The 22,678-nt window shown below is 59.6% G+C and carries 20 protein-coding genes; 11 read left to right on the top strand and 9 right to left on the bottom strand.

The features are described 5' to 3' along the window. Positions 1–1,133, bottom strand: a 1,133-nt coding sequence (gene prpC / locus ACMX25_RS39405; RefSeq protein WP_414955238.1) for a bifunctional 2-methylcitrate synthase/citrate synthase, incomplete at its 3' end; no start/stop codon positions are given. Positions 1,134–1,163: 30 nt separating this feature from the next. Next, positions 1,164–2,057, bottom strand: coding sequence for a methylisocitrate lyase (prpB, locus tag ACMX25_RS39400; RefSeq protein WP_414955237.1), 894 nt, complete (start codon positions 2,055–2,057; stop codon positions 1,164–1,166). Positions 2,058–2,238: 181 nt separating this feature from the next. On the opposite strand from prpB, the gene prpR reads away from it, so the two are divergent. Then, positions 2,239–4,131: a propionate catabolism operon regulatory protein PrpR gene (prpR, locus tag ACMX25_RS39395; protein WP_414955236.1), complete on the top strand. Its 1,893-nt coding sequence runs from the start codon at positions 2,239–2,241 to the stop codon at positions 4,129–4,131. An 11-nt stretch (positions 4,132–4,142) separates the two neighbouring features. Here the strand turns inward: prpR and ACMX25_RS39390 are convergent, their stop codons facing one another. The 3 genes from ACMX25_RS39390 to pcaH all read right to left on the bottom strand — a co-directional run bounded on the left by ACMX25_RS39390 (position 4,143) and on the right by pcaH (position 5,843). After that, complete coding sequence (locus tag ACMX25_RS39390; protein ID WP_414955235.1) at positions 4,143–4,448, bottom strand: DUF2288 domain-containing protein; 306 nt, start codon at positions 4,446–4,448, stop codon at positions 4,143–4,145. 79 nt (positions 4,449–4,527) lie between these two features. Beyond that, the gene (gene pcaG, locus ACMX25_RS39385) at positions 4,528–5,118 is read right to left on the bottom strand and encodes a protocatechuate 3,4-dioxygenase subunit alpha (protein ID WP_414955234.1); all 591 of its coding nucleotides are present in this window, start codon (positions 5,116–5,118) and stop codon (positions 4,528–4,530) included. Positions 5,119–5,120: 2 nt separating this feature from the next. Continuing rightward, positions 5,121–5,843 (bottom strand): protocatechuate 3,4-dioxygenase subunit beta, encoded by a 723-nt coding sequence (pcaH, locus tag ACMX25_RS39380; protein ID WP_414955233.1) that lies wholly within the window; start codon positions 5,841–5,843, stop codon positions 5,121–5,123. 113 nt (positions 5,844–5,956) lie between these two features. Here pcaH and pcaQ point away from each other — a divergent pair, with 113 nt between their 5' ends. Further along, on the top strand, positions 5,957–6,958 hold the full coding sequence (pcaQ, locus tag ACMX25_RS39375) for a pca operon transcription factor PcaQ (RefSeq protein WP_414955240.1): 1,002 nt from the start codon (positions 5,957–5,959) through the stop codon (positions 6,956–6,958). Between the two features lie 328 nt (positions 6,959–7,286). After that, complete coding sequence (locus ACMX25_RS39370; RefSeq protein ID WP_414955232.1) at positions 7,287–7,655, top strand: response regulator; 369 nt, start codon at positions 7,287–7,289, stop codon at positions 7,653–7,655. A gap of 95 nt (positions 7,656–7,750) precedes the next feature. Here the strand turns inward: ACMX25_RS39370 and ACMX25_RS39365 are convergent, their stop codons facing one another. After that, complete coding sequence (locus tag ACMX25_RS39365; RefSeq protein ID WP_414955231.1) at positions 7,751–8,464, bottom strand: lysophospholipid acyltransferase family protein; 714 nt, start codon at positions 8,462–8,464, stop codon at positions 7,751–7,753. A 203-nt stretch (positions 8,465–8,667) separates the two neighbouring features. On the opposite strand from ACMX25_RS39365, the gene ACMX25_RS39360 reads away from it, so the two are divergent. Continuing rightward, on the top strand, positions 8,668–9,825 hold the full coding sequence (locus ACMX25_RS39360) for an alpha/beta fold hydrolase (protein ID WP_414955230.1): 1,158 nt from the start codon (positions 8,668–8,670) through the stop codon (positions 9,823–9,825). On the opposite strand, the gene ACMX25_RS39355 is transcribed toward ACMX25_RS39360, so the two are convergent. Both ACMX25_RS39355 and ACMX25_RS39350 read right to left on the bottom strand, forming a co-directional pair. Continuing rightward, a complete protein-coding gene (locus tag ACMX25_RS39355; protein WP_414955229.1) occupies positions 9,822–11,069 on the bottom strand; it encodes an EAL domain-containing protein in 1,248 nt (415 codons plus the stop codon). The genes ACMX25_RS39360 and ACMX25_RS39355 overlap by 4 nt on opposite strands. Beyond that, on the bottom strand, positions 11,069–11,344 hold the full coding sequence (locus ACMX25_RS39350; RefSeq protein WP_414955228.1) for a hypothetical protein: 276 nt from the start codon (positions 11,342–11,344) through the stop codon (positions 11,069–11,071). Before ACMX25_RS39350 ends, ACMX25_RS39355 begins: the two co-directional genes overlap by 1 nt. Positions 11,345–11,615: 271 nt before the next feature. Between ACMX25_RS39350 and ACMX25_RS39345 the strand changes: the two genes are divergently transcribed. The 3 genes from ACMX25_RS39345 (at position 11,616) to ACMX25_RS39335 (ending at position 16,631) form a co-directional block, all read left to right on the top strand. Then, positions 11,616–12,038: a hypothetical protein gene (locus ACMX25_RS39345; RefSeq protein WP_031357205.1), complete on the top strand. Its 423-nt coding sequence runs from the start codon at positions 11,616–11,618 to the stop codon at positions 12,036–12,038. 716 nt (positions 12,039–12,754) lie between these two features. Further along, entirely contained in the window at positions 12,755–13,549 is a 795-nt protein-coding gene (locus ACMX25_RS39340) for a hypothetical protein (protein WP_414955227.1), read from the top strand. A gap of 169 nt (positions 13,550–13,718) precedes the next feature. After that, entirely contained in the window at positions 13,719–16,631 is a 2,913-nt protein-coding gene (locus ACMX25_RS39335; protein WP_414955239.1) for an EAL domain-containing protein, read from the top strand. A gap of 435 nt (positions 16,632–17,066) precedes the next feature. Here the strand turns inward: ACMX25_RS39335 and ACMX25_RS39330 are convergent, their stop codons facing one another. Beyond that, on the bottom strand, positions 17,067–17,276 hold the full coding sequence (locus ACMX25_RS39330) for a hypothetical protein (RefSeq protein ID WP_414955226.1): 210 nt from the start codon (positions 17,274–17,276) through the stop codon (positions 17,067–17,069). A 342-nt stretch (positions 17,277–17,618) separates the two neighbouring features. Between ACMX25_RS39330 and ACMX25_RS39325 the strand changes: the two genes are divergently transcribed. The 4 genes from ACMX25_RS39325 to ACMX25_RS39310 all read left to right on the top strand — a co-directional run bounded on the left by ACMX25_RS39325 (position 17,619) and on the right by ACMX25_RS39310 (position 21,745). Then, complete coding sequence (locus ACMX25_RS39325) at positions 17,619–18,614, top strand: sugar ABC transporter substrate-binding protein (protein ID WP_414955225.1); 996 nt, start codon at positions 17,619–17,621, stop codon at positions 18,612–18,614. Positions 18,615–18,754: 140 nt separating this feature from the next. After that, positions 18,755–19,741 (top strand): ABC transporter permease, encoded by a 987-nt coding sequence (locus tag ACMX25_RS39320; RefSeq protein ID WP_414955224.1) that lies wholly within the window; start codon positions 18,755–18,757, stop codon positions 19,739–19,741. Between the two features lie 12 nt (positions 19,742–19,753). After that, positions 19,754–20,536 (top strand): ATP-binding cassette domain-containing protein, encoded by a 783-nt coding sequence (locus tag ACMX25_RS39315; protein WP_414955223.1) that lies wholly within the window; start codon positions 19,754–19,756, stop codon positions 20,534–20,536. 18 nt (positions 20,537–20,554) lie between these two features. After that, complete coding sequence (locus ACMX25_RS39310; protein WP_414955222.1) at positions 20,555–21,745, top strand: ROK family transcriptional regulator; 1,191 nt, start codon at positions 20,555–20,557, stop codon at positions 21,743–21,745. Positions 21,746–22,678 lie beyond the last annotated feature (933 nt).

Genomic DNA, 22,678 nt, shown 5'->3' with positions numbered 1-22,678 from the left:
GGCCCGGTGTAATTTGCACTCGGCCGGATGATCTTGTTATCGATACGTTGTTCAATGATGTGAGCGCTCCAGCCCGATGTCCGCGAGATCACGAACAGCGGCGTGAACATGGCCGTGGGCACGCCCATCGCGTGATAGGAAACGGCGCTGAACCAGTCCAGGTTCGGGAACATCTTCTTCGCGTCCCACATCGTTGTTTCGAGGCGTTCGGCGACGTCGTAGAGCTTGGTGTCGCCGGCTTCTTTCGATAACTTCTTCGCGATTTCCTTGATCACCTTGTTACGCGGATCGGAGATCGTGTACACCGGATGGCCGAAGCCGATCACCACTTCCTTTGCTTCCACGCGACGACGGATATCGGCTTCCGCTTCGTCGGGCGTCTGATAACGCGATTGAATATCGAACGCAGCTTCATTCGCGCCGCCGTGCTTCGGGCCGCGCAACGCGCCAATGCCGCCGGTAATCGCCGAGTACATGTCCGAGCCCGTGCCGGCGATTACACGACACGTGAACGTCGATGCGTTGAATTCGTGCTCGGCGTAAAGAATCAGCGACGCGTGCATTGCATCGACCCATGACTTCGACGGAGGAACACCATGCAGCAAATGCAGGAAGTGCCCGCCGATGGAATCGTCATCGGTCTCGGTCTCAATGCGCCGGCCGTTATGAGAATAGTGGTACCAGTACAGCAGAATGGAGCCGAGCGAGGCCATCAGGCGGTCGGCAATATCCTTGGCACCGGCAATGTTGTGATCCTCTTTCTCAGGCAACACGGTGCCGAGCACGGAGACACCGGTGCGCATCACATCCATCGGATGAGCCGATGCGGGAATCCATTCGAGCGCGGCTTTCAGGTTCGCGGGCAAACCACGCAAACCCTTGAGCTTGGCCTTGTACGTCTTGAGTTCAGCGACGGTCGGCAGTTTGCCATGCACGAGCAGATATGCGATCTCTTCGAACTCGGAGGTGCCGGCAATATCGAGGATGTCATAGCCACGATAATGCAAATCATTGCCCGTCTTGCCGACGGTGCACAGCGCGGTATTGCCTGCTGTCACACCCGACAGAGCGACTGATTTCTTCGGTCTGAAACCGCCGGTGGCGGGTGCCTCTTTCTCTAACGTATCGCTCATTTGATTCAGTCTCCTGATTAAATTGACGCGTCACTTCGCCTGATTGAACAGGGCGTCGAGCTTGTCTTCGAAATCGTGATAACCAATGCTCGCGTACAGTTCCTCGCGCGTCTGCATGGTGTCGAGCACATTGCTTTGCGTGCCGTCGGTGCGGATCGCGCGATACACGTTCTCTGCCGCCTTGTTCATCGCGCGGAACGCTGAGAGCGGGTACAACACGATCGATACATCCACGCTGCGCAGTTCTTCGACCGTGAAAAGCGGCGTCGAACCGAACTCCGTGATGTTCGCGAGAACCGGCACCTTCACGGCATCGACGAATTGCTTGTACATCTTCAAGTCTGTCATGGCTTCGGGAAAAATCATGTCGGCGCCGGCTTCAACGCAAGCACGCGCCCGCTCAATCGCCGCTTCCAGACCTTCCACCGCGAGCGCATCCGTTCGCGCCATCACGACGAAGTTCTCATCGGTCCGCGCATCGACTGCGGCCTTCACGCGATCGGCCATTTCCTGCTGCGAGACGATCGCCTTTCCCGGCCGATGACCACATCGCTTGGCGCCGACCTGATCTTCGATATGCATCGCGCCCGCGCCCGCCTTGATCAGCGACTTGACCGTGCGTGCAATGTTGAAGGCGCTCGGACCGAAGCCTGTGTCGACATCGACCATCAGCGGCAGATCGCAGACATCGGTGATGCGGCGAACGTCGGTCAGGACGTCGTCGAGCGTGGAAATGCCGAGATCCGGCAAGCCCAGCGAGCCTGCGGATACGCCACCGCCGGACAGGTAAATCGCCTTGAAGCCCGCGTGTTTGGCAAGCAGCGCGTGATTCGCATTGATCGCGCCGACGAGTTGAAGAGGCTTTTCAGCCGCGACGGCCGCGCGAAATTTCGCGCCGGCGCTCAGTGTGGAATGTGAACTCATGGATATGTCTCCGTTGACCCGCTGATATAGGGCAAGTTGCCTGCCAGATTGGGACCCGATCTTAACGTTCTGATTTCTAAGAGATTAGACCTTCCAAGGAGGGCTCGTGGATTTCAAAAATGAAATCGGTGATTGCAAAAATGGGTTTAAACTTCGGATTTCACCGGTTCGACGATCAGTCATGAATCCACCTCCACGCATCTGGGCAGTCGGTATCAGCAAGTTGCGCGACCTGTATCGCGACATCGCGGCGGAGTACGACGGCATCGCCGATCTGCGCATTGTGCCGCTGGGCTATGAGGACGCGGTGCACGAGATCGAGAACGCGGGTGATGCGCGTCCGGACGTGGTCGTATCGGCGGGATCGAACGGGGCCTACCTGAAGGCGCGGATCAGCGTGCCGGTCGTCCTGATCAATCCCACGGGCTTCGACGTGATGCACGCGTTGGCGCGGGCGCGTCGTGAAGGCGACTCCGTTGGTCTCGTGATGCACGGCGAAACGCCGTCTGAGCTCAAGCGGTTTTTCCGCGCGTTTGGCGCAGAGGTGGAGTGCGCTTCGTATCTGTCGGCGGAAGACGCGGAGGCTTGCGTGCTCGATCTGCGCGACCGGGGTGTGCTGGCTGTTGTCGGGCCGGGACTCGTTACCGAACTGGCCGAGAAAGCAGGCATGAAGGCGGTGTTTTTATACTCGCGTGCCTCGGTTCAGGGGGCGTTTGAAACGGCGCTGGAAGTTGCGCGCGCGACGCTCGGTGAGACGCAGCGGCGCCGGCGGCTGGATCAGGTGCTGCAGCATTTGCGCGACGGCGTGATCGCGCTGACCGCCGATGGCCGCATCGAAGCATTGAGCGGCAAGATGGCCGACATGTTGCGGCTCGCGCCGTCACAAGCGGTGGGCAAGCGGTTGGCCGATCTCGCGCCGGAAGTCGCCAACGCGGTGCCGAAGGAGCCCGGCGAGTCGCTCGAAACGGTTCGGGGTGCGACGTATGTGGTGCATCGAAGTGCATGGGGCGATGCGTCGGCATCGGCGGCTTCCGGTTCGATCATCACCTTCCAGGAGTCGGTGGCGTTGCAGCGCATGGACCGCTCGCTGCGCACGCGGCAACGCGCGCCGCAACTGGTCGCGCGGTATCGGATCGAGGATCTGAGCGGGACGAGCGAAGCGATAGAACAAGTGCGCGAGCGTGCCCGGCGATATGCACGAACGGACGCCACCGTGCTCATCCGGGGCGAAAGCGGCACGGGCAAGGAACTGGTCGCGCAAGGCATCCATACGGCAAGCGCACGACGCGAGTTTGCGTTCGTCGCGCTCAATTGCGGCGCGTTTCCGGACACCTTGCTGGAAAGCGAATTGTTCGGTTACGAAGAAGGCGCGTTCACCGGTGCGCGACGCGGGGGCAAAGCGGGGCTGATTGAATCGGCGCATCGCGGCACGCTTTTCCTCGATGAAATCGGCGAGATGCCAATGCCCTTGCAAAGCCGTTTGCTGCGCGTGCTGCAGGAGCGCGAAGTGGTGCGTCTAGGGTCCACGGAACCGCTGCAAGTCGATGTGCGCGTTGTGGCCGCGACGCATCGCGGGCTGAATGAACAGGTGCAGGCGGGGCAGTTTCGGGCCGATCTTTATTATCGGCTGAATATCCTGAACCTGGTTTTGCCGCCGCTGCGTGAGCGTTCATCGGATATTGCCGGGCTGGCTGCGCAGTTGTTATCGCAGACGGGACGCGCCGTTTCCGTCGATGCGGCGCGCGGCGTGCTTGAACCGGCATTAGCGTTGCTGGTTGCGTATCGGTGGCCTGGGAACGTGCGCGAATTGCAGAACGTGATTGAGCGGATTGCGGTGGAACTGGACGAGACGCCGGGGATGCGGGTAACGCCTGAACTGCTGAGGTCGATTGCGCCGGAACTTCAAGACAGCGAATCTGCGTCGGGCCCGGAAACGCTCAAGCAGCGCAGCCGGAAAGTGGAAGCCGACGAAATTCGCGCAATGCTGGATTCCTTCGATGGCAACCGCGAGGAGGTCGCCCGGGCACTTGGCATCAGCAAGACGACGTTGTGGCGGAAGTTATCGGGAAAATGAGAGCGCGCTGCTCAACCCCGTTCCTGCACACACACCCACGGCGACACCACCACAGCCCACAGTTCGGGATTGCGCGCAGCAAGATCCTCAGCCGTCGCGGGTTCGACACGTTCGAGCAACCCGGCCGACAACCACTCGGCGACCTGCTTCGTATCGTCGCTGGCAACGGCTTCGGCGACGCTCACCAGATCGATATCGCGTGCCACTTTCAACAACACGCCGCGCGCGAAAAACCGCTGCAGTTCAGACCATTCGATTTGCGCGGTTTCGGCGAGAAGTTTGAGGTACAACGGGCTGGCGGACTGAGCGTCTTTCATAGGGGAATCACAGGCAAGTTCGAGCGACCGACATCATAAACCATCGCGCCGGACGCTCTGCCTGCTCACCCCGAAGCGCTTAGAGATCGAAGAACACAGTTTCCTTCGGCCCTTGCAAGTGAATATCGAAGCGATAAATCGTATTCGATGTCCCCGCTTCACGCTTGGCGATCAACGTGCCGCGCCGCTCCGCAGGAACTTGCGCCAGGACGTCATCGCGAGCGTTAGCGTCGGTTTCGTCGTCGAAATAAATGCGCGTATAGGCGTGCAGCAGCATGCCGCGCATCAATACGATCACATCGATATGCGGCGCCGAATCACCTCCCGTACTACCCGGCTTGACCGTGTCCACCACGAAGCGCAACTCGGGATCGGTTCCCGTGCCCACGCGCGCGAAGCCCCGAAAACCGGACTTGCGTGCCTCGGCAGTCGTGCTCACATAGCGGCCGGTGGAATCGGCCTGAATCATTTCGATGACGGCATCGCCAACGACTTTCTCTTCACCATCGAACACTTGCCCCACGATGCTGATGTGCTGCCCGGCCGATTCCCGATCGGCGATCGACGGCGTGAACAAGCTCTTCAGGTCGAAGTTGTATTGTTCGGGACACAAGCCGTAGGCGAAGTACGGTCCGACCGTTTGCGACGGCGTTTGTTTATAGACAGTCATGTTCAAGCCTCCGTCGGCGTCTGGTTCGCACCGCGCAGCACGATGTCGAACTCATAACCGAGCGCATAGCCTTCCTCGGTTGTATCGATGGAAAAGCGCGAGATCATCCGGTCGCGTGCGTGCTCCGGCGTGCCCTGGAAGATCGGGTCGAGATCGAGCAGCGGGTCGCCGGGGAAGTACATCTGCGTGACGAGACGCGAACCGAAGTAGTCGCCGAACAACGAGAAGTGAATGTGATTCGGACGCCACGCGTTCGAATGATTGCCCCACGGGTACGCGCCCGGCTTGATCGTGAGGAAGCGATACCGCCCTTCGTTATCGGTCAGGCAACGGCCGGCGCCCAGGAAGTTTGGATCGAGCGGTGCGGCGTGCTGGTCGGCTTTATGAACATAACGTCCGGCCGCGTTCGCTTGCCAGATCTCGACCAGCGTATTGCGCACCGGCCGGCCGCCTTCGTCGAGCACGCGGCCCGTCACGATAATGCGTTCGCCCAGCGGCTCGCCGTTCTTTGCGGCGTTGCGCGTGAGGTCATGGTCGAGTTTGCAGAGATCATCCGCGCCATATACCGGCACGCGCCGGTCTCTCAGGTTCTGTTTTAGCGGGATCAATGGACGCGACGGGCTGCGCAGAACCGACGACTTGTAACCGGCATGGCGATAAGGCGGGTGGGAATCCCAGTCGCGCGGGGTCAGGATGAGGGAGGGGGCAGTCGCGGGGGAGGTCACTTTTTTGTCTCCGACTTTTAAAATATGAATCAACACTTTATCGAAGTGACGAAGTTATGGAAAATGACGTTTTATGCATTCAGACATAACCAATCGTCATGGCTAAAAAACCTATGCCGTCGGTCCCGGCGGTGGCGCCGAACTCGCTGAACAAGCCTATAGCGCCGCTCGCCAACCTGACCAGCGGCAGGATTAAGTTCCGGCATCTGCAATGCTTCCTGGCAGTGACGCAATTCGGCAGCGTGCAGCGCGCCGCCGACAGCCTCTCGATCACGCAGCCGGCGGTATCGAAAACGATAGGCGAGCTTGAATCCATTCTCGGCGTCCGGCTGTTCGAACGGGGCCGCCGCGGCGCGGCGCCCACGCGCGAAGGCCGATTGTTTGCGCCCCACGCCGCGGCCTGCGTAGGGGCTTTGCGGGAAGGGGTGGACGAGTTGTCCCGGCATGGCGTCGACCTGCCCGGCACGGTCGCGCTGGGCGTCCTGCCGACTGTCGCGCCCGCGTTGCTGCCGCCCACGCTCGCCGCGTTTCGGGCGCACTGGCCGGATGTCTCCGTGCGGGTATGGACCGGGTCGAACTCTCAGTTGCTCGAACGCCTGAAATCCGCCGATACCGACCTGGTCATCGGCCGGCTGTCTGAACCGGGAGGCATGCAGGGGATGACGTTCGAGCAGTTGTACCGTGAGCCGCTGACCGTCGTCGTGCGCCACGATCATCCGCTCGTCCATGAAAGCAACATCACGGCGTCGGTGCTTGCGCGCTTTCCCGTGGTCGTGCCGCCGTTCGGGACGTTGATCCGCCAATCCGCTGAAAGCGTCCTGACGGCATTCGGCGCGCAGGCGCTGAGTTCGTTGATTGAAACCTTGTCGGTGTCGCTGGGCCGCGCTCTTGCATTGCACAATGACGCGGTATGGTTCGTGCCTTCGAGCGTGGTGGAACATGACATCGAATTGAAGCTGCTGGCCCGCTTGCCGATGCCCTTCGCCGGCGCCGATGAACCTATCGGCCTGATACTGCGCCATGACCGCGTCCGCTCGCCTGCGCTGGATAGCCTCATCGATGCAATCCGGGAAGCAGGAAGGCAGCGGGAGGCAATTCGTATCGGTATGAAATAGTGTGCGCGCAGCCTTGCTGCAGGCACTTGTTACCGCAAATGCGGGATCGGCAAAACCCCATTAGCATACGTGCGATAAAAGCTATATAAGTGGGCCAAGCCTGCTTCAAAGCGTGCTTCAACGCCTGCCTCGGTCGGCAGGCAAGGCAAGCGCATTGCAGTCTTGAAAGGCCCGATAAACGCAGAACGTCACGAGCAACGTACGAGCGTCGCAAGCAACCGTTCTGTAAGTAAACGCAATAGGAATTGCGTGCAACCAAAGTCCGTTTTGCGCTGTCTGACTCCGCAACTCTCCAATCATCAGGACGATCATCAAAGCCGCCAGCACGATGAAAACCGTTTTGCTCGTCGACGACGACCCCGCCACTCTCGAAGCCTGGACCCTGTGCATGCAGTCGGCTGACTGCACGGTGCTGTCCGCGTTCGACGGCAACGGTGCGCTTGCATTATTGGGCGAGCACAGTGTGGATATCGTGGTATCGGACTGGATGATGCCGGGGCTCGGCGGCGCGCTGTTATGCCAGACCATGAAGACCAACTCGGCCCTGGCGCACATTCCCTTCCTGATGATCTCGGGCCATCCGCATCCGCCGGCTTTCGTTCACTACGACGGCTATTTGCAGAAGCCCGTCGAGATGGAAGCGCTGATGTCGGCGGTGGACCGGCTGTGCGCGGCGAAGCGCCGCCGGCCGTTCTGAGGTTTTGATGTTTTGACGTTCTGACGCAGCGCGTCGAACCGATGCTTGTCACCGGTTACCTTGCGCCTGGCCTGCGCAATCCATTCTGTTCAATCTCAAGCCAGCCGGGCCAGTTCCTTCTCCATCCGTTCTTGCGCCATCCGGTTCAACTCTTGCGGCACCACACAATCGGCGGGCAAGGGCGGCAGCACGATCACGCGGATATGCCCGGGCTGATCGGGCCAGCCTTTCGCCGGCCAGTATTTGCCGGCGTTATGCACGACCGGCACGGCGGGCACTTGCGTGGAACACGCGAGCCTCACGCCGCCTGAAGCCAGCTTGAGCGGCGCATCGTGCGCGACCCGCGTGCCTTCCGGAAAGATCACCACCACATCGCCCAGCGCAAGCTTTTCGGCACACTCACGCGTCACAGCCTGATGCGCCTGACGGGGCGAACCGCGATCCAGGCTTACCATATCCAGGCCCTTCAGCACCCAGCCGAAGAACGGAATGCGCTTGAGGTCGCTCTTGAAAACGAAGCTGATGCGGCGCGGAAACAGCGCCATGAACGCGAGTGTTTCCCATGTCGATTCATGCCGGCACAGCATGATGAAAGGTTCATCCGGCAGGTTCGAAAGGCCTTCGACCGAGCACGATACGCCGGTGATCACGCGCATCATTTTGACCATCGCGCGGCACCATTGTTTGGCGAGCCAATAACGGCCGTTGCGGCCGACAAACGGAAACAAAGGCAGAATCAGGATCGACCACACCGTACCGCTGCCAAGCAGGTAGGTCGCGAATAGCCACTTGACGAAGGTTCGATGCATTAAGAAATAGACGGTGGTAAAAGTGTGCGAAAGGGATGCGGCGGGTTGCAAAACGTCTCGGGTGGGCTGACCTGCCCGGCGTTTGAGCCCGCGTGCGAAACCCGAAGGATAGCCTGTGCGGCGGCGCATGTCCCGGAATCACGCCCTGAGCTACCGCCTAATGACAATCAGGGAGGCACGAGCCTCTCTTTAACGGAGTTGCAATGACGGACGAAGCAAACAGCGAAGTGAAGGGCGAAGTGAAGGCCGAATCTACGAATGGCGACGCCGCCAAGCCGACCGCCGAACCGGCGCTCGCCTACGAGGACGGCATGCTCGATGTCGGCGATGGCCACGCGATGTACTGGCGTGCGCAAGGACCGAAGGACGCTCCCGTGATGCTGATTGTCCACGGCGGCCCCGGCGGCGCGATGAACCTGAAGTGGGCCGATGTGCTCGATGCATCGAAGTGGCGGATGGTTTTCTTCGATCAGCGCGGCTGCGGCAAATCCACGCCTTTCGGGAAGCTGGAACACAACGGCACGAATGATCTTATCGGCGATATGGAAAAGTTGCGGGTCACGCTCGGCATCGAGAAATGGGCGCTGTTCGGCGGCTCGTGGGGCACGACGCTCGCGCTCAGTTATGGCGTGACGCATCCCGAACGCTGCCTCGGCTTTTTGCTCCGCGGGATTTTCCTCGCGCGCAAGGAGGATATCGACTGGTTCCTGTGGGATGTGCGGCGCGTGTTTCCGGACGCGCACCGGGCTTTCCTCGACGCCATCGAGACCGCGAGCGGCCAGCGTCCGCGCAACGCCGTCGAGATCCTGACGCTCACCGGCGCGCCGCTCGCCCGTTTCGATGACGCCGGCATCAAGCTCGCGCGCGCCTGGTCGGGGTTTGAAGCGACGTTATCGGTGGTGAACAAACCTGCGTCGAAGAAGCCTGCTGACCCGGCGCAAAAGGATGAATCGGTCATGGCAACTCAAACCGATGCCGCACAAACCACCGCCACGCTGCCCGACGCGCCGCAAGCCGAGCCGGCCGCTCCCGAAGCAACGCCCGAAGCCACCCGCGAGGCCAACGCCGCTGCAATCTCCATGTCGCTGCTGGAGCATCACTACATGGCGCATGAGTTGCCGCCGGAGCCGCTGCTGCCGCGTATCGGCAGGATTGCGCATCTGCCGTGCGTGCTCGTGCACGGCCGCTTCGACATGGTGTGTCTCGCCGAGCAGGCACAAGACCTGGCCGACGTGTGGCCGGGCGCGCAGCTATCCATCGTCGATGCCGCGGGTCACTGGACCTTCGAACCCGGCAACGTGACGGCGTTGAAAGCGGGCGGCGAGTATCTCGCGCGAACGCTGGCCGAAGCCCGGCGCTAGGATGAAGGCGGCAGCAACCCCGTCGCCGACGCGGCGAGTCGTTCCCAGTCGAGATCCGCGACGAACACGATCGGACTGCCGCGATAAGTGATGTAGATGGATAGCGTCACGCAGAGCCCGGTGCCGGTCGCCGATAAATACGGAGCACTGACCATCAGCCGTTGCGGATACGCGAGGGCATCGACGAAATAAGGCCGGTTGTCCCAGCGGCCGATCGACGGTTTGCTCAGCGGCGCGAGGCGGGGAGCGATCGGGGCCGCGGCCGCGCCTTCGATTGCCGGGATACATTCGCGGCCGCCCTGATCGAGGAAAAAGCAGCTTCCCACGCACGGCAGTGCGCGCAGATCCTCGCAGGCGCGCTCCGGCAACGCGCCGGCGCACATTCGCTCAGCTGCCTCCGCAAAGCGCGTCCTATACGGCATCAGCAGCAAGTCGACGGCAAGCTCGCGAGTCTGGCGCGTGTGAGCGAGGGTATCGAAGACGGATTCGATCTGCTGCGTCGCGGTTTCCTCCGGCGAGGATCCGCGACCGGGCTGACCGAACAGGAAACCCTGCACCAGGTCCACGCCCGAGCGCGCCGCCAGCAGCAAGTCCTGCTTGGTCTCGATCCCTTCGGCGACCACCAGCATGCCTGCCTCGTGCAACAAGCTCACCAGCTTCGGCATGACCGACTCGCGCAAATCCGGCTGATGCGCATGAATGAGGCTGCGATCCAGTTTCACGATATCCGGCCGCAAGGTCAGCAGCCGGTCCAGGTTCGAGTGCCCTGCGCCAAAGTCGTCGACGGCCACCATAAAACCGTGCGAGCGGAACGCCTGGGTAGCATGGGCGAACGCGCAGACATCGTCGCCGCCTGATTCCAGCAATTCGATCACGATTTCTTCTGGCCGCATGCCCGACTCAAGCGCGTGATCGGCGAGTTGCCGCGCATAACCCGGATCGATAAAGCTTGCCGGCGTCACGTTCAGGAACAACCAGGACTGCCCGGGCAACCATCCGGCGGCGTTGTGCAAATGCGTGACGTGACTGAGGCGGTCGAGCGTCCCGGTCGAGTTCTCCACAATCGCCTTCGCGAACAGTTCGAACGGCGTTATCAATTCGCCCGCCGACGCAGCGCCGCGCAACAAGGCTTCGTAACCGACCTGGCGCTGGTGGGGCAGGCTGTAGATCGGCTGGAAGTGCGAACAGAGCACGATGCCGTCAAACGCGACGTGCGGAGGAGGTTTCCCGAGCGCGCGCCGCATCACGAAGCTGCTGCCTGGAGACGGGCGCCGCAGGTCGGCGTAGCCGTGAGGGCTTGCGCAAGATTTCCCTCGACCAATGGCGAAACAAATAACGAAAAGGCGCGCAGGATGAACGGCATGAACCGTGCGGGCAACCGTGTCAGCCCCACCGTCTCACGACGGTGAACCTGCTTGGTCAGATCGGCTGTACAAACAGGAGCCAGGAACAGTTCGAACATGATGTTGGTGTGCGCGTATGGATATGACGACAACTCGGGTGACGACCGGGAAGTCATAGGACGATCGGACGTGTGCGACGGGACTTGGCAGCGCTTGACGCCGGACAACATCTTATCGGATCAAATGGCAGCCGACTTGAGCACAAAGGGATCGTTCCGGTCGTTGCCGGGATGCTTGCAGCTTTGATGGGCGGGCGTTTGCGGGGTGCTAAAAATTCCGCACGAGGCCCCTCAGGCGGTAAATTTGGAACAGGAATGGTACGATCGCGCCTTGCAAGCCGGCGCGCGATGCTCGTCGAATAGTGAATCAAGTTACGGAGGCGACCCGATGGCCCAACAGAAAACCAACCCGAAGCTGGAGCAGGCGCTGACGCGCGGCGACCTCGCGATTCGCCAGGCCAACTCCGGCCGCGCAACGGCCGTGTTGCGCGCGCTTGGCAAGATGATTGTGGAGGCTTCGGCGACCATCGGCGTGGAAGCGTTTGTCGTGATTCACGACGGCGACAAGATCTACGATCCCGCCGACGGCATGTGGCCGCAACAACTGCTGGTGTCACTCGATGGGCCCGTGGAAGACGCGGACCCGGACGAACTGCGCACCGTGACCTTGATGGCCGACACCCCGGCAACCGTGTTTCGATGCGAATGGCAACGGGCAGACGGCAAGATCGGCCGTCAGGAAGGGCGCCCGCTCGCGATGGTGGCGTTCATCACCGACGTGGATATCCCCTGGCTCGACGACGAGGACTGAGGACGAACCCGGCTGCTGGACTTGCGTCCAGCGGGTCAAACCGGCGGATGCGCCCTGCATCCGCTGTCCTCGAGCTTCTTCATACGGCAAAACGGGCAACGGCGCCAGGCTCGGTCGGCATTCTCTTCCGGTTTAAAAAGCGCGCATACCGGACATCTGCAAATTACTTCCGATTCATATCGAAATTCCATAGCCCGATAAGGGTTAGTTAAAGCATTCTTTATTCGTCGGATTAATAGACTGCCAAATCGCCCAGGCAATAGGCCGTCTCGTGCGAACAGTCGCTTCTCCGGCCGGTCGTGGATGGGTCCTTCACTTGTTCGCTATTCGCCAATACATATAAAGTCTGCGATAAAAAAGCCGTTATAAAGCAGGAGCACCCGAACGGTGCAGCACCGGCGATAAGCGGAGGCGCAAACGCATCTTTAGAATATTTGGCGTCCTATTTAATGGAAAAAAGAATGGCGTTTCACGTGGGCGACACATACTGACTCTCCGAGAATTTTTCATAATACGAAATTCCCGGAGATGTTTAGGCCGCCGAACGCGAAAAGCCCTGAAAATGCATAATTTTTTCAAGTTTCTTTAAAGATTTATTTGGTAGCGCGCACCCCATCAATTGCCTTTGGGCGAGACTAAATCCGTCGTGTGTTTCGTTTGCGTGAAGTCAAACGTTCCACGGCGTCCTCCTTCTCGCCAAAAATGGGGTAGCACAAATGGAACAGCTTAATCAGGTAGGTCAAAGCAGCGTCTTCCGTAACGGACATATTGAACATGGTGAACGAACCGATCGGCTCGAACGGGCAGTTGTACAAGCTCAGGAGAAGCGCGAGTCCATGCCATTTACCATCCGTATTGTTCGTGAAAACGCTGACCTTGAAAAAGTCGTTGAGATCCGGCGCATGGCTTATGGACGGCATTTGCCGGCTTTTGCCCAGAAACTGGGCATTGAGGAATGCGATCGGGACCCGGGCGTGGCCGTGCTTCTTGCAGAATCGAAGCTGGATGGCGCGCCGCTGGGTACCATGCGGATTCAAACCAACGAATATGCGCCGCTGGCAGTGGAACAATCGGTGCGTCTACCTGACTGGCTGGCCGGCAGCCGCCTGGCGGAAGCCACCCGGCTTGGTGTGGCGGGCGGTGGGGTGGGCCGGGTTGTCAAGGTAATGCTTTGCAAGGCTTTGTGGCTTTATTGCGAACAGCAGTTGGTCGACTATATGGTGATTACCGCGCGTTCGCCGCTGGACAAGGAATATGAAGCCATGCTGTTCGAAGATGTATTTGGAGAAAAAGAATTCCTGCCAATGGCACATGTTGGCGGATTACCGCACCGGGTACTTGCAAAAGACGTGATGGCGGCTCGGCGCCGTTGGGAGGAAGCGAAGCATCCGTTATTCCAGTTCATGGTCCATACGCATCATCCGGATCTGGATTTACGGACGTCGGATTTATCTTTCCAGCAGGAACCGGTACGATGCCCGGAGGCACCGCAAATTGCTTACGGCAGGTAATAGAAGATAGCCCGGCCGTTCATTGACCGAGGCCACAAAGAAGACGGTGGCGATTCATTGCTGTTTCGCCACCGCCGGCGCGACGTTTGTCGCGCAACACGGGGGATTTAAAGGTATGGCGTCGGTTGCCTTATTTTCGCGGGCGAAGTCCGGATATACCGGGTCGAATATGGACCGGTTTCTGTACGCGTTCGCCGTCTATATTGTCCCGGCATTGATTGCTCTCGGCACCCTCGCCACGCTGGTATGGGGAACGCCTCAATTCGATTCAAGGGGTGGCCTCACGCTGCCTCTTCACGTCCTGAAAGATCCGTCCGGAACGCTCGATCCCGCTACCGCGCTCGAGCGCATGCCCACGGCCGTCCTGTCGAACCGCTTCAACACGCAGCTCGCCGAAACGCCATTCTGGTTCGAATTCCCCGTTCCAAACATGAGCCAGGATCAGACGACGTACGCGGAATTACCGTCGCGCCACGCGCAAACGCTGTCGTGCTGGATCGCGTCGACCATGCAGCCGCTCGGCAGCGCCGACCGTCTCAGCACGACCAATGAATTCAGCCAGGTCAAGGCGGGTTTTGCGCTGGATCTCGGTCATCTTGCACAGCAGGTCAGCGTGCTGTGCCGCGGCACCTTTTCCGGACCAGCGCAAATTTCCGCGCTGGCCTGGAGCAGTCCGATGCTGCGAAAGAGTGCGCTCGACTTCCAGGAGAGTTCGGGATTGATCGCGGGCGGCCTGCTGACGCTGGCCGTTTTTGTTTTTGTCACGGCAATGATCAACCGCGAATGGACCTACGTGATCTTCGCGGTCTGGCTGGTCGGCAACCTGCGGCTGTGCGCGAACGCCATGGGTTGGGACATGGAGTGGGTCGGTCGCGTGATCCCGCCGGAATACCTGCAGATCATCCGGCAACTGACATTCGCCGTGTATTACCTTCTGACGGCCGCATTATTCAGTTCGTTGTTCCGGCGCGAGCTGAAAGTCATTGGATATAAATGGCTCCTGAGAATTGTGCACTACGTCGGGCTCGTGCTGCTGGGCGCTGCCATCGTATTGCCGTATGCACGGTTTATTCCGACGCTCTGGGTCATCACCGGATTCGGCGTCTTCGTACTGATCTTCCTGCTGGCGCGGCTCGTGTGGATGACCCGCTCGCGTACGGTGATGTGGTACGTGGGTTCGCTTGCCATTGTCCTGTTCGCGACTTTTTCCGAAGTCATGGGCGCGGCGTTCGGCATCAAGTTGCTGGTCGGCGGCGTGAATACGGTGATGGCCGCGCTGTCGTCGAGCATGATGGCGGCCTTCGCCATCGCCGAGCAGATGCGCGCCGAACGGGAACATCGGCGGCAGGCGCAAACGGAATTGCGCAACACCTATGACGTGACGCCCATTGGCCTCTTCACGCTCGACAGCGCCGGTCACTTCGTGCGCGCGAATCCGGCATTGCGGACCATGCTGTCGCTGCAGAAAACGGAGTACAAGGTTCGGCACTGGAACGACTACTTCGAATCGGGCGCTTGGGGTGCGCTGCAAGCGCTGGCATCGAAGGGAAGTGAAGGCGAACTTGAGATGGGCGGCGCATCGTCGCGGGGCAATGGCGAACGTCGCTTCCTGCTCAAGGCCACGCGCTCGAACGGCTGGATTGAAGGCTCGCTGCAGGATGTGACCGAGCGTTCGAAAGCCATCGAGCGACTGCGGTTCCTGGCTGAACACGACCCGCTCACGGGGTCGCTGAACCGGCGCGGCGTGGAGAAGGCTATCGCTGCACAAAGCGAGGAAGGAACGTCCTGGGCGCTCGCGTACGTGGACCTGGATCGCTTCAAGCTCGTCAACGATTTGTTCGGCCATCGTGCAGGCGACGAAGTCCTGAAGCAGGTCGCTACTCGAACGCGAGCGCTGTTTGCAGCCGGGTTTCCGTTCGGGCGGATTGGCGGCGACGAGTTCGTCTGCGTGATGGGCGGGATGTCGATCGATGAAGCTATCGACTGCTGTCAGCACCTGATCAGTGCGTTGAGCGATGCGCCGTATCAGGTCGGCAACCGTGCGTTCCAGGTGAAGGCGTCGGTGGGACTGGTGGAGTGCTCGCACGGCGTGCGTGTGCAGGACGCGCTCTCGCATGCGGACCGTGCATGCCGCGAGGCCAAGAAGAGCTCGAACGCGCGGATGGTGACGTATCGCAAGGGCGCGGCGGCGTTCGAAGAGCGCGCAGAAGAATTGAAACTGGTTGAGACGCTGGGACGCAATCGGCTGCCTCCGGGTCTTTTCCTCGTGATGCAGCCAATCATGTCGCTGTCTGCGCCAACCGAGTCGCTTAATTTCGAAGTGCTGCTGCGCATGCGCGCGCCCGATGGCGCAACCTTGCCCGCCGGCAAGGTGATCGTGGCGGCGGAGGAGTCCGGCAACATTGCGGCCATCGATAAATGGGTGATCACCACGTTGCTCGAATGGATTGAGAAGAATCAGGCGTCGCTCACGAATACGCGTTTCATTTGCGTCAATCTCAGTGGCGGTTCACTGAACGACGAGCAATTCATGGAAGACGTCTTTGCGTTGTTCGCGCGCTTTCGGCATATCGTGCCTTATCTTTGTCTCGAGATTACCGAGAGTGTCGCGTTGCACGATCTCGGCAATACGCAGCGCTTTATCGCGCGGGTTCATGAGATGGGCGGCAAGATCGCACTCGATGATTTCGGCGCGGGGTATACGTCGTTTAAATATCTCAAGGATCTTTCCGCCGATGCTCTCAAGATCGATGGCGAATTTATTCGCACGATGTGCGCGCATCCAGCTGATATCGCTATTGTTGAGGCTATTGTTGCGCTCGCTCGCAATCTTGGAATGCGGAGTGTCGCGGAGTGGGTTGAGGATGTGGATACGCTACGCGCGCTGAAGGAAATAGGCGTGGATTACGTACAGGGTTATCTGATTGCCAAGCCGCAAGAAAGCAGCGCGATTCTTGCCGCATCGTCAGCGGCGAGTTTTGTGAAGGACTCGGATGTCGTGCAGTTTATTGACAGTATTGTCGTGCCTGATAAATCGCTGGCTTTTACTTTTGATGTGATTGCTAAGGCGGGGTTGCACTAGGGGGCGCGGCGCGGCGCGGTGGGTGGGTTGTTGCGGGTTCAGCGATAGCGGTTCTGGGTCTTTGCCGGGTTGCTGCTTTTTAGGTCTTCGCGGGTTATACGTTAGCTGATTTCTTTTGCGCTATTAGCCACTGCGCGTGGCGGCGCGTCATTTCTTGGTCCTTAGCGACCAAGAAACGAAGCAAAGAAAGCGCTTTTAACAGCTCTACCCTAAGCGTCCACAGCGTGCAGTTCCAATTCGTGGGTGCCCCAAAAGCACGGTGCTCGCCAGAGCTTAGGATGTGTGAAACTCTCCTTCTCGCGAATCCTGACAGTAACACGCTTCGCCCCGTACGCTCTCGGGCCAGCACCCGTGTTCCACAGACTCGCACCGCCTTATGCGCGCTTGCCGTTTCTCTTCTTTGGCTTTGCCCGCGGTTCACGCGATACGGCTGGCTTAGCTCGTTTTCATCTCGTTCAGGATCTTGGTTGCCGCAATCGGAATGCGTGTGTCATCCCATTGCGCAAGCCACTGCACTTCCTTCGTCGTGAAAAAACCAGGCTGGTTGCGCAACGCAAACTGCAACGAATCCACTATGTGATCACGAATAATCTGGGGCGAATCTTCATTGGTAACAATCGCGTGAAGGGCTTCAAGTGCACTCATGGTTCAGGGACCAAATTGGTAGGTTGGCAAAAATGCTGGTAAACCATAACTCGTTAAAAATCCAAAAAACAATTCAATTCAACACCTTTTTCAACCATTTCCAAGCCCTCAGTGTTTTTACGTAGACGCATCGCAACAATCCCCGTCTGCGTATCTTCCATTGATGTTCAAGATGATTTAATCAGTGTTGTGCTGCACTGCAGCGTTTGGGTTTTGCTTCATTTTCTTGACTTGTCTCTCCGCGGCTGCTGTACTAAATAAAGTCAATTGATTTAGTCGGCGAACGCGCTCAGTGCGCTTCTTCTCGAAGCCGCGGGCGAATAAAAATCTATGGAGCGAGACATGAAAAATCTTCGGCGTGCTGTCGCACGTGCGTCCTTCCTCGGCCTTGCAGTCGCGTCACTGGCGGGCTCAGGCGCAGCAATGGCGGCTGATCAGGTCGCCATCGGCCTGATCACCAAGACCGATACCAATCCGTTCTTCGTCAAGATGAAACAGGGCGCCGAAGAAGCGGCCGCGAAAGGCGGCGTCAAACTGATCACCGCCGCCGGCAAGTTCGACGGCGACAACGCCACCCAGGTGACCGCAGTCGAGAACATGATGACGGCCGGCGTGAAAGCCATCCTCATCACGCCGAGCGATACCAAGGCCATCGTTCCAACGCTCAAGAAAGCGCGCGCGGCAGGCATCCTCGTGATCGCACTCGACACACCAACCGATCCGCAAGACGCCACCGACGCACTGTTCGCCACCGATAACTTCAAGGCCGGCGTACTGATCGGCGAATACGCAAAAGCCGCTTTCGCCGGCAAGCCCGCAAAGATCGCCACGCTCGACCTCGCGCCGGGCGTGACCGTCGGCGTCCTGCGTCATAACGGCTTCCTGCAAGGCTTCGGCGTGAAAGAAGGTGACCCATCGGTCGTGTGCAGCCAGGACACGCGCGGCGACCAGTCGAAGGGCCAGACAGCAATGGAAAACTGCCTGCAGAAAGTGCCTGATATCAACCTGGTTTATACGATCAACGAACCTGCCGCGGCCGGTGCGTATCGCGCGCTCAAAGCAGCAGGCAAAGACAAGGACGTGATGATCGTGTCCATCGACGGGGGCTGTGAAGGCGTGCGCAACGTAAAGGCCGGCAGCTTCGCCGCCACCTCGCAGCAATACCCGCTCGTGATGGCAGCGCAAGGCGTGCAAGCAGGGATCGAATACGCGAAGACGGGCAAGAAGGCGAGCGGCTATCACGACACAGGCGTCACGCTCATCACCGACAAACCCGTGTCCGGCGTCACAGGCAAGGACACGAAGTTCGGCCTGGATAACTGCTGGGGCAACAAGTAAGACGTTGCACCGTATCCGCATGTGAACCAGTATGTGAACCCGCTTTCGAACGCGTCGCCCGGACTTGAATCCCTAAGGCATTTCAAGCCCGGGCCGCGCAAGCGGCGCATTTTTTCGATGTTGCTGTCGAGGTCCCTGTCATGACGCAATCCACTTCCCCCACGGCCAGCCGCGCGACGTTCTCCGATCGTCTGCCATCGCTTGCCGATATCGGTCCGCTGGCAGCGCTTGTAATCGCATGCGCTTTCTTCATCTGGCAGAGCAACCGGTTTTTATCGATACAAAATCTCTCGCTGATTCTTCAGCAGACCATGGTCGTGGCGGTGATCGCGATCGGCCAGACGCTGATCGTGCTGACTGGCGGAATCGATTTGTCGTGCGGCATGCTGATGGCTTTCGGTTCCATCGTGATGACGAAGTTCGCCGTCACCATGGGCGTGCCTCCTGTACTCGCCATTATCTGCGGCGTGGCCGCCAGCACATTGTTCGGATTGCTGAACGGTACGCTGATCACGAAGATCAAGCTGCCCGCGTTTATTGTCACGCTGGGGACGCTCAACATAGCGTTCGCGCTCACGCAGGTGTACTCGAATGCCGAGAGCATCTCGAACCTGCCGGACGCCATGATGTTCTTCGGCAACACGTTTCATCTCGGCGGCGCGGAGGTCACGTATGGCACCGTGCTGACCTTGCTGATGTATCTCGTCGTGTGGTTCGTATTGCGCGATACGGTGCCCGGCCGCCATCTTTACGCACTCGGCAATAACGCGGAAGCTGCGCGCCTGATGGGACTTTCGTCGCAGAAGATCCTGATCACCGTCTACACACTCGCGGGCTTTTTCTACGGCATCGCGGCATTATTGTCGGTGGCGCGAACCGGTGTGGGCGATCCACAGGCGGGCCAGACCGAGAACCTCGACAGCATCACGGCCGTCGTGCTGGGGGGCACCAGTCTGTTCGGCGGACGCGGCACGATTGTCGGTACCTTGCTGGGCGCGTTGATTGTCGGCGTGTTCCGCAATGGGCTGACGCTGATTGGCGTGTCGTCGGTCTATCAGATTCTGATCACCGGCATCCTGGTCATTCTCGCGGTTGCCGCCGATAAACTCGCGCGTCCCCGCGCCTGAGGAGCCAAGCTCATGAGCGACACAATCAAACCCGTTCTGGAAGCACGCGGCGTCATCAAGCGCTACGGCTCGGTGACCGCACTCGACGGCGTCGATTTCGAATTGATGCCCGGCGAAATCATGGCGGTGATCGGCGATAACGGTGCAGGCAAGTCGTCGCTGATCAAGGCGCTGTCCGGTGCGCTCGTACCCGATGAAGGCGAGATCCTGCTGGATGGAAAACCCGTACATTTTCGCAGTCCGCTCGATGCGCGCTCGCAAGGTATTGAAACCGTCTATCAGGACTTGGCAGTCGCGCCGGCGATGAGCATCGCGGAGAATCTGTTCCTTGGGCGCGAGCTACGGCGTCCCGGCATCCTTGGCTCCGTGTTCATGATGATCGACAAGCGGCGCATGTTGCAGGAAGCCATCGCGCATATGGAGGGTTTGCAGATCGGCATCCGTTCGATGAAGCAGGCGGTCGAAACACTGTCCGGTGGTCAGCGTCAGGGCGTGGCGGTAGCACGCAGCGCGGCATTCGCGCGGCATGTGGTGATCCTCGATGAACCGACTGCTGCACTCGGCGTTAAGGAATCGAACATGGTGCTGGAGTTGATCCGGCGCGTGCGCGATCGCGGGTTGCCCGTGATTCTCATCAGCCACAACATGCCGCATGTGTTCGAGATCGCGGACCGCATTCATATCCAGCGGCTTGGGCGGCGCGCGGCGCTTGTCAAGACGAAAGACATCCATATGTCGGAAGCCGTGGCCATCATGACCGGTGCGAAGCAGGCCGACGTGCAGGCGATCGCCTGATCCGTTATGACGCCTTCAATGTCCGCAAGCACGGCATCGCCGAAGCCAGCCGGCATGCGGCAGATGAACGAGCGTATCGTGCTTCAGGCAGTGCGTGTCCACGGTCCATGCCCCAAGTCCGAGATCGCGCGCCTGACGCATTTGAGCACGCAGACTACGTCGCTGATCGTGGATCGTTTGATCGATGACGGCTTGCTCGCCCGGGAAGCCAGGACGCGTGTGCAGGGGCGCATGGGGCAGCCGTCGGTGCCGATCTCGCTGCGTGCGGATGGCGCGTTTTCCATCGGCGTGAAAGTGGGGCGGCGAAGTCTCGATGTGCTGACCATGGATTTCGCGGGTCAGGTGCATGCGCGTGATGTGATTGAGTATGCGTATCCCGATCCGCGCACGGTGTTCGATTTGCTTAGCAAGAAGATCGACCAGATGATGATCGCGCTCGGAAAAAACGCTGCGAAGGTGGTTGGAATCGGCGTGGCGGCGCCGTTATGGCTCGGCGGCTGGCGCAATTTCTTCGATACCCCGCCCGACGTTTTTGCCGCGTGGAACGAGATCGATATCTGCGCGCGTGTCCAGGCGCTGACCACGTTGCCGGTGGAGTTCGCGAAGGACACGACCGCTGCGTGCGCCGCTGAATTGCTGATGGGGCAAGGGCGCGGATTGGGCGACTTTTTGTATGTGTTTATCGGCACGTTCATTGGCGGCGGCCTGGTCATCGATGGACGGCTGCATGCCGGGCCAAAGGGCAATGCGGGCGCGATCGGGTCGTTTCCGCTGATGAGCGAAGGCACGCCGCAGTTGCTTAATGTTGCGTCGGTGTATGTGCTGGAAAAGCGCTTCACCGATGCCGGTTTTCCTGCTGCTGCCGCTCACGATCAAAGAGCGTTGTCGCCGGAATTGTGGCCTCTTTGCGAGGCGTGGCTCGATGCTGCTTGCCCGGCACTCGCGACGGCCATTGCGACGGCTGCGGCGCTGGTCGACGTCGATGCAATCGTGATTGATGGGGAACTGGACCGCCAGTTGTTGCGGGAAGTGTTGAGCCGGACGCATAGCGCGCTCGATGCTTTCGACTGGCAGGGGATGGTGCGGCCTAGACTCGTTGAAGGGGAGATTGGCGCCGATGCCCGTGCGATGGGTGGCGCGATTTTGCCCTTGTACGCGCACTTTGCTCCACGCCATGTGTTGTTCTTGAAGTCGGGGATGAGCGCATAGCGGTTGGTTTTTTTGCTCGCACCGGTGGACGGGGTTTGTGGTTTTGGTGGTGCGGGGGGGCGTGGTGGTCTGGGTTGGTGTCGGGTTGCTGCTGTCCAGGTTTTTGCGCGCTTAGTGTTAGCTGATTTCTTTTGCGCTATTAGCCACTGCGCGTGGCGGCGCGTCATTTCTTGGTCCTTAGCGACAAAGAAACGAAGCAAAGAAAACGCTTTCACCGCTCTACCCTAAGTGTCCACAGCGTGCAGTTTTCATTCATGGGTGCCCCAAAAGCACGGTGCTCGCCAGAGCTTAGGATGTTTGAAACCCTCCTTCTCGCGAATCCTGACATTAAAACGCTTCGCCCCGTACGCTCTCGGGCAAGCACCAGTGCCCCACGGACCGGCACGGCCTCACGTGCTTTTAAGGCTCCGTTTCTCGGTCGCTTGGTTGTCCGGTTCGCGCTGCAGAGGCGTGTGGCCAGCTTCGCCAATTACAGCCTGATGCGTATATCTGCTTCAATTTTTGGTGAGTTGATTGGTCGGTTGCATGGAATTCGTGGGTACGGCCTCACGCGTTTTGGTGTGCCTGTTTCGAGGTGGGTTGGCATTTTGGTTCGTCATGCGTACAAATTCGGTGATTGATTTTCCGCGGATAGCGCGGGGCGCTCCTTGGGCAGGTTCAGTTGCTAGTGCTAGCCCGAGAGCGTACGGGGCGAAGCGTTTTACTGTCAGGATTCGCGAGAAGGAGGGGTTCACACATCGGTGGCTCTGGCGAGCACCGTGCTTTTGGGGTACCAATGAATGAAAACCGCACGCTGTGGACACTTAATTTTTGCTTGGTCGGCGGAATTTATGGGTGGTTTCGTAGTTCAGGTATGGTTTTTTGAACGATGTTATGCGCAGGTGCAGGCTTATCCACCGAGCTTGCCTGTGGACAAGCCGAGGTGCCTTTCAC

Origin of the sequence: Caballeronia eucalypticola (assembly GCF_047608185.1) — a bacterium.
GTDB lineage: Bacteria > Pseudomonadota > Gammaproteobacteria > Burkholderiales > Burkholderiaceae > Caballeronia.
This window is presented reverse-complemented; position numbering and strand designations above follow the sequence as displayed.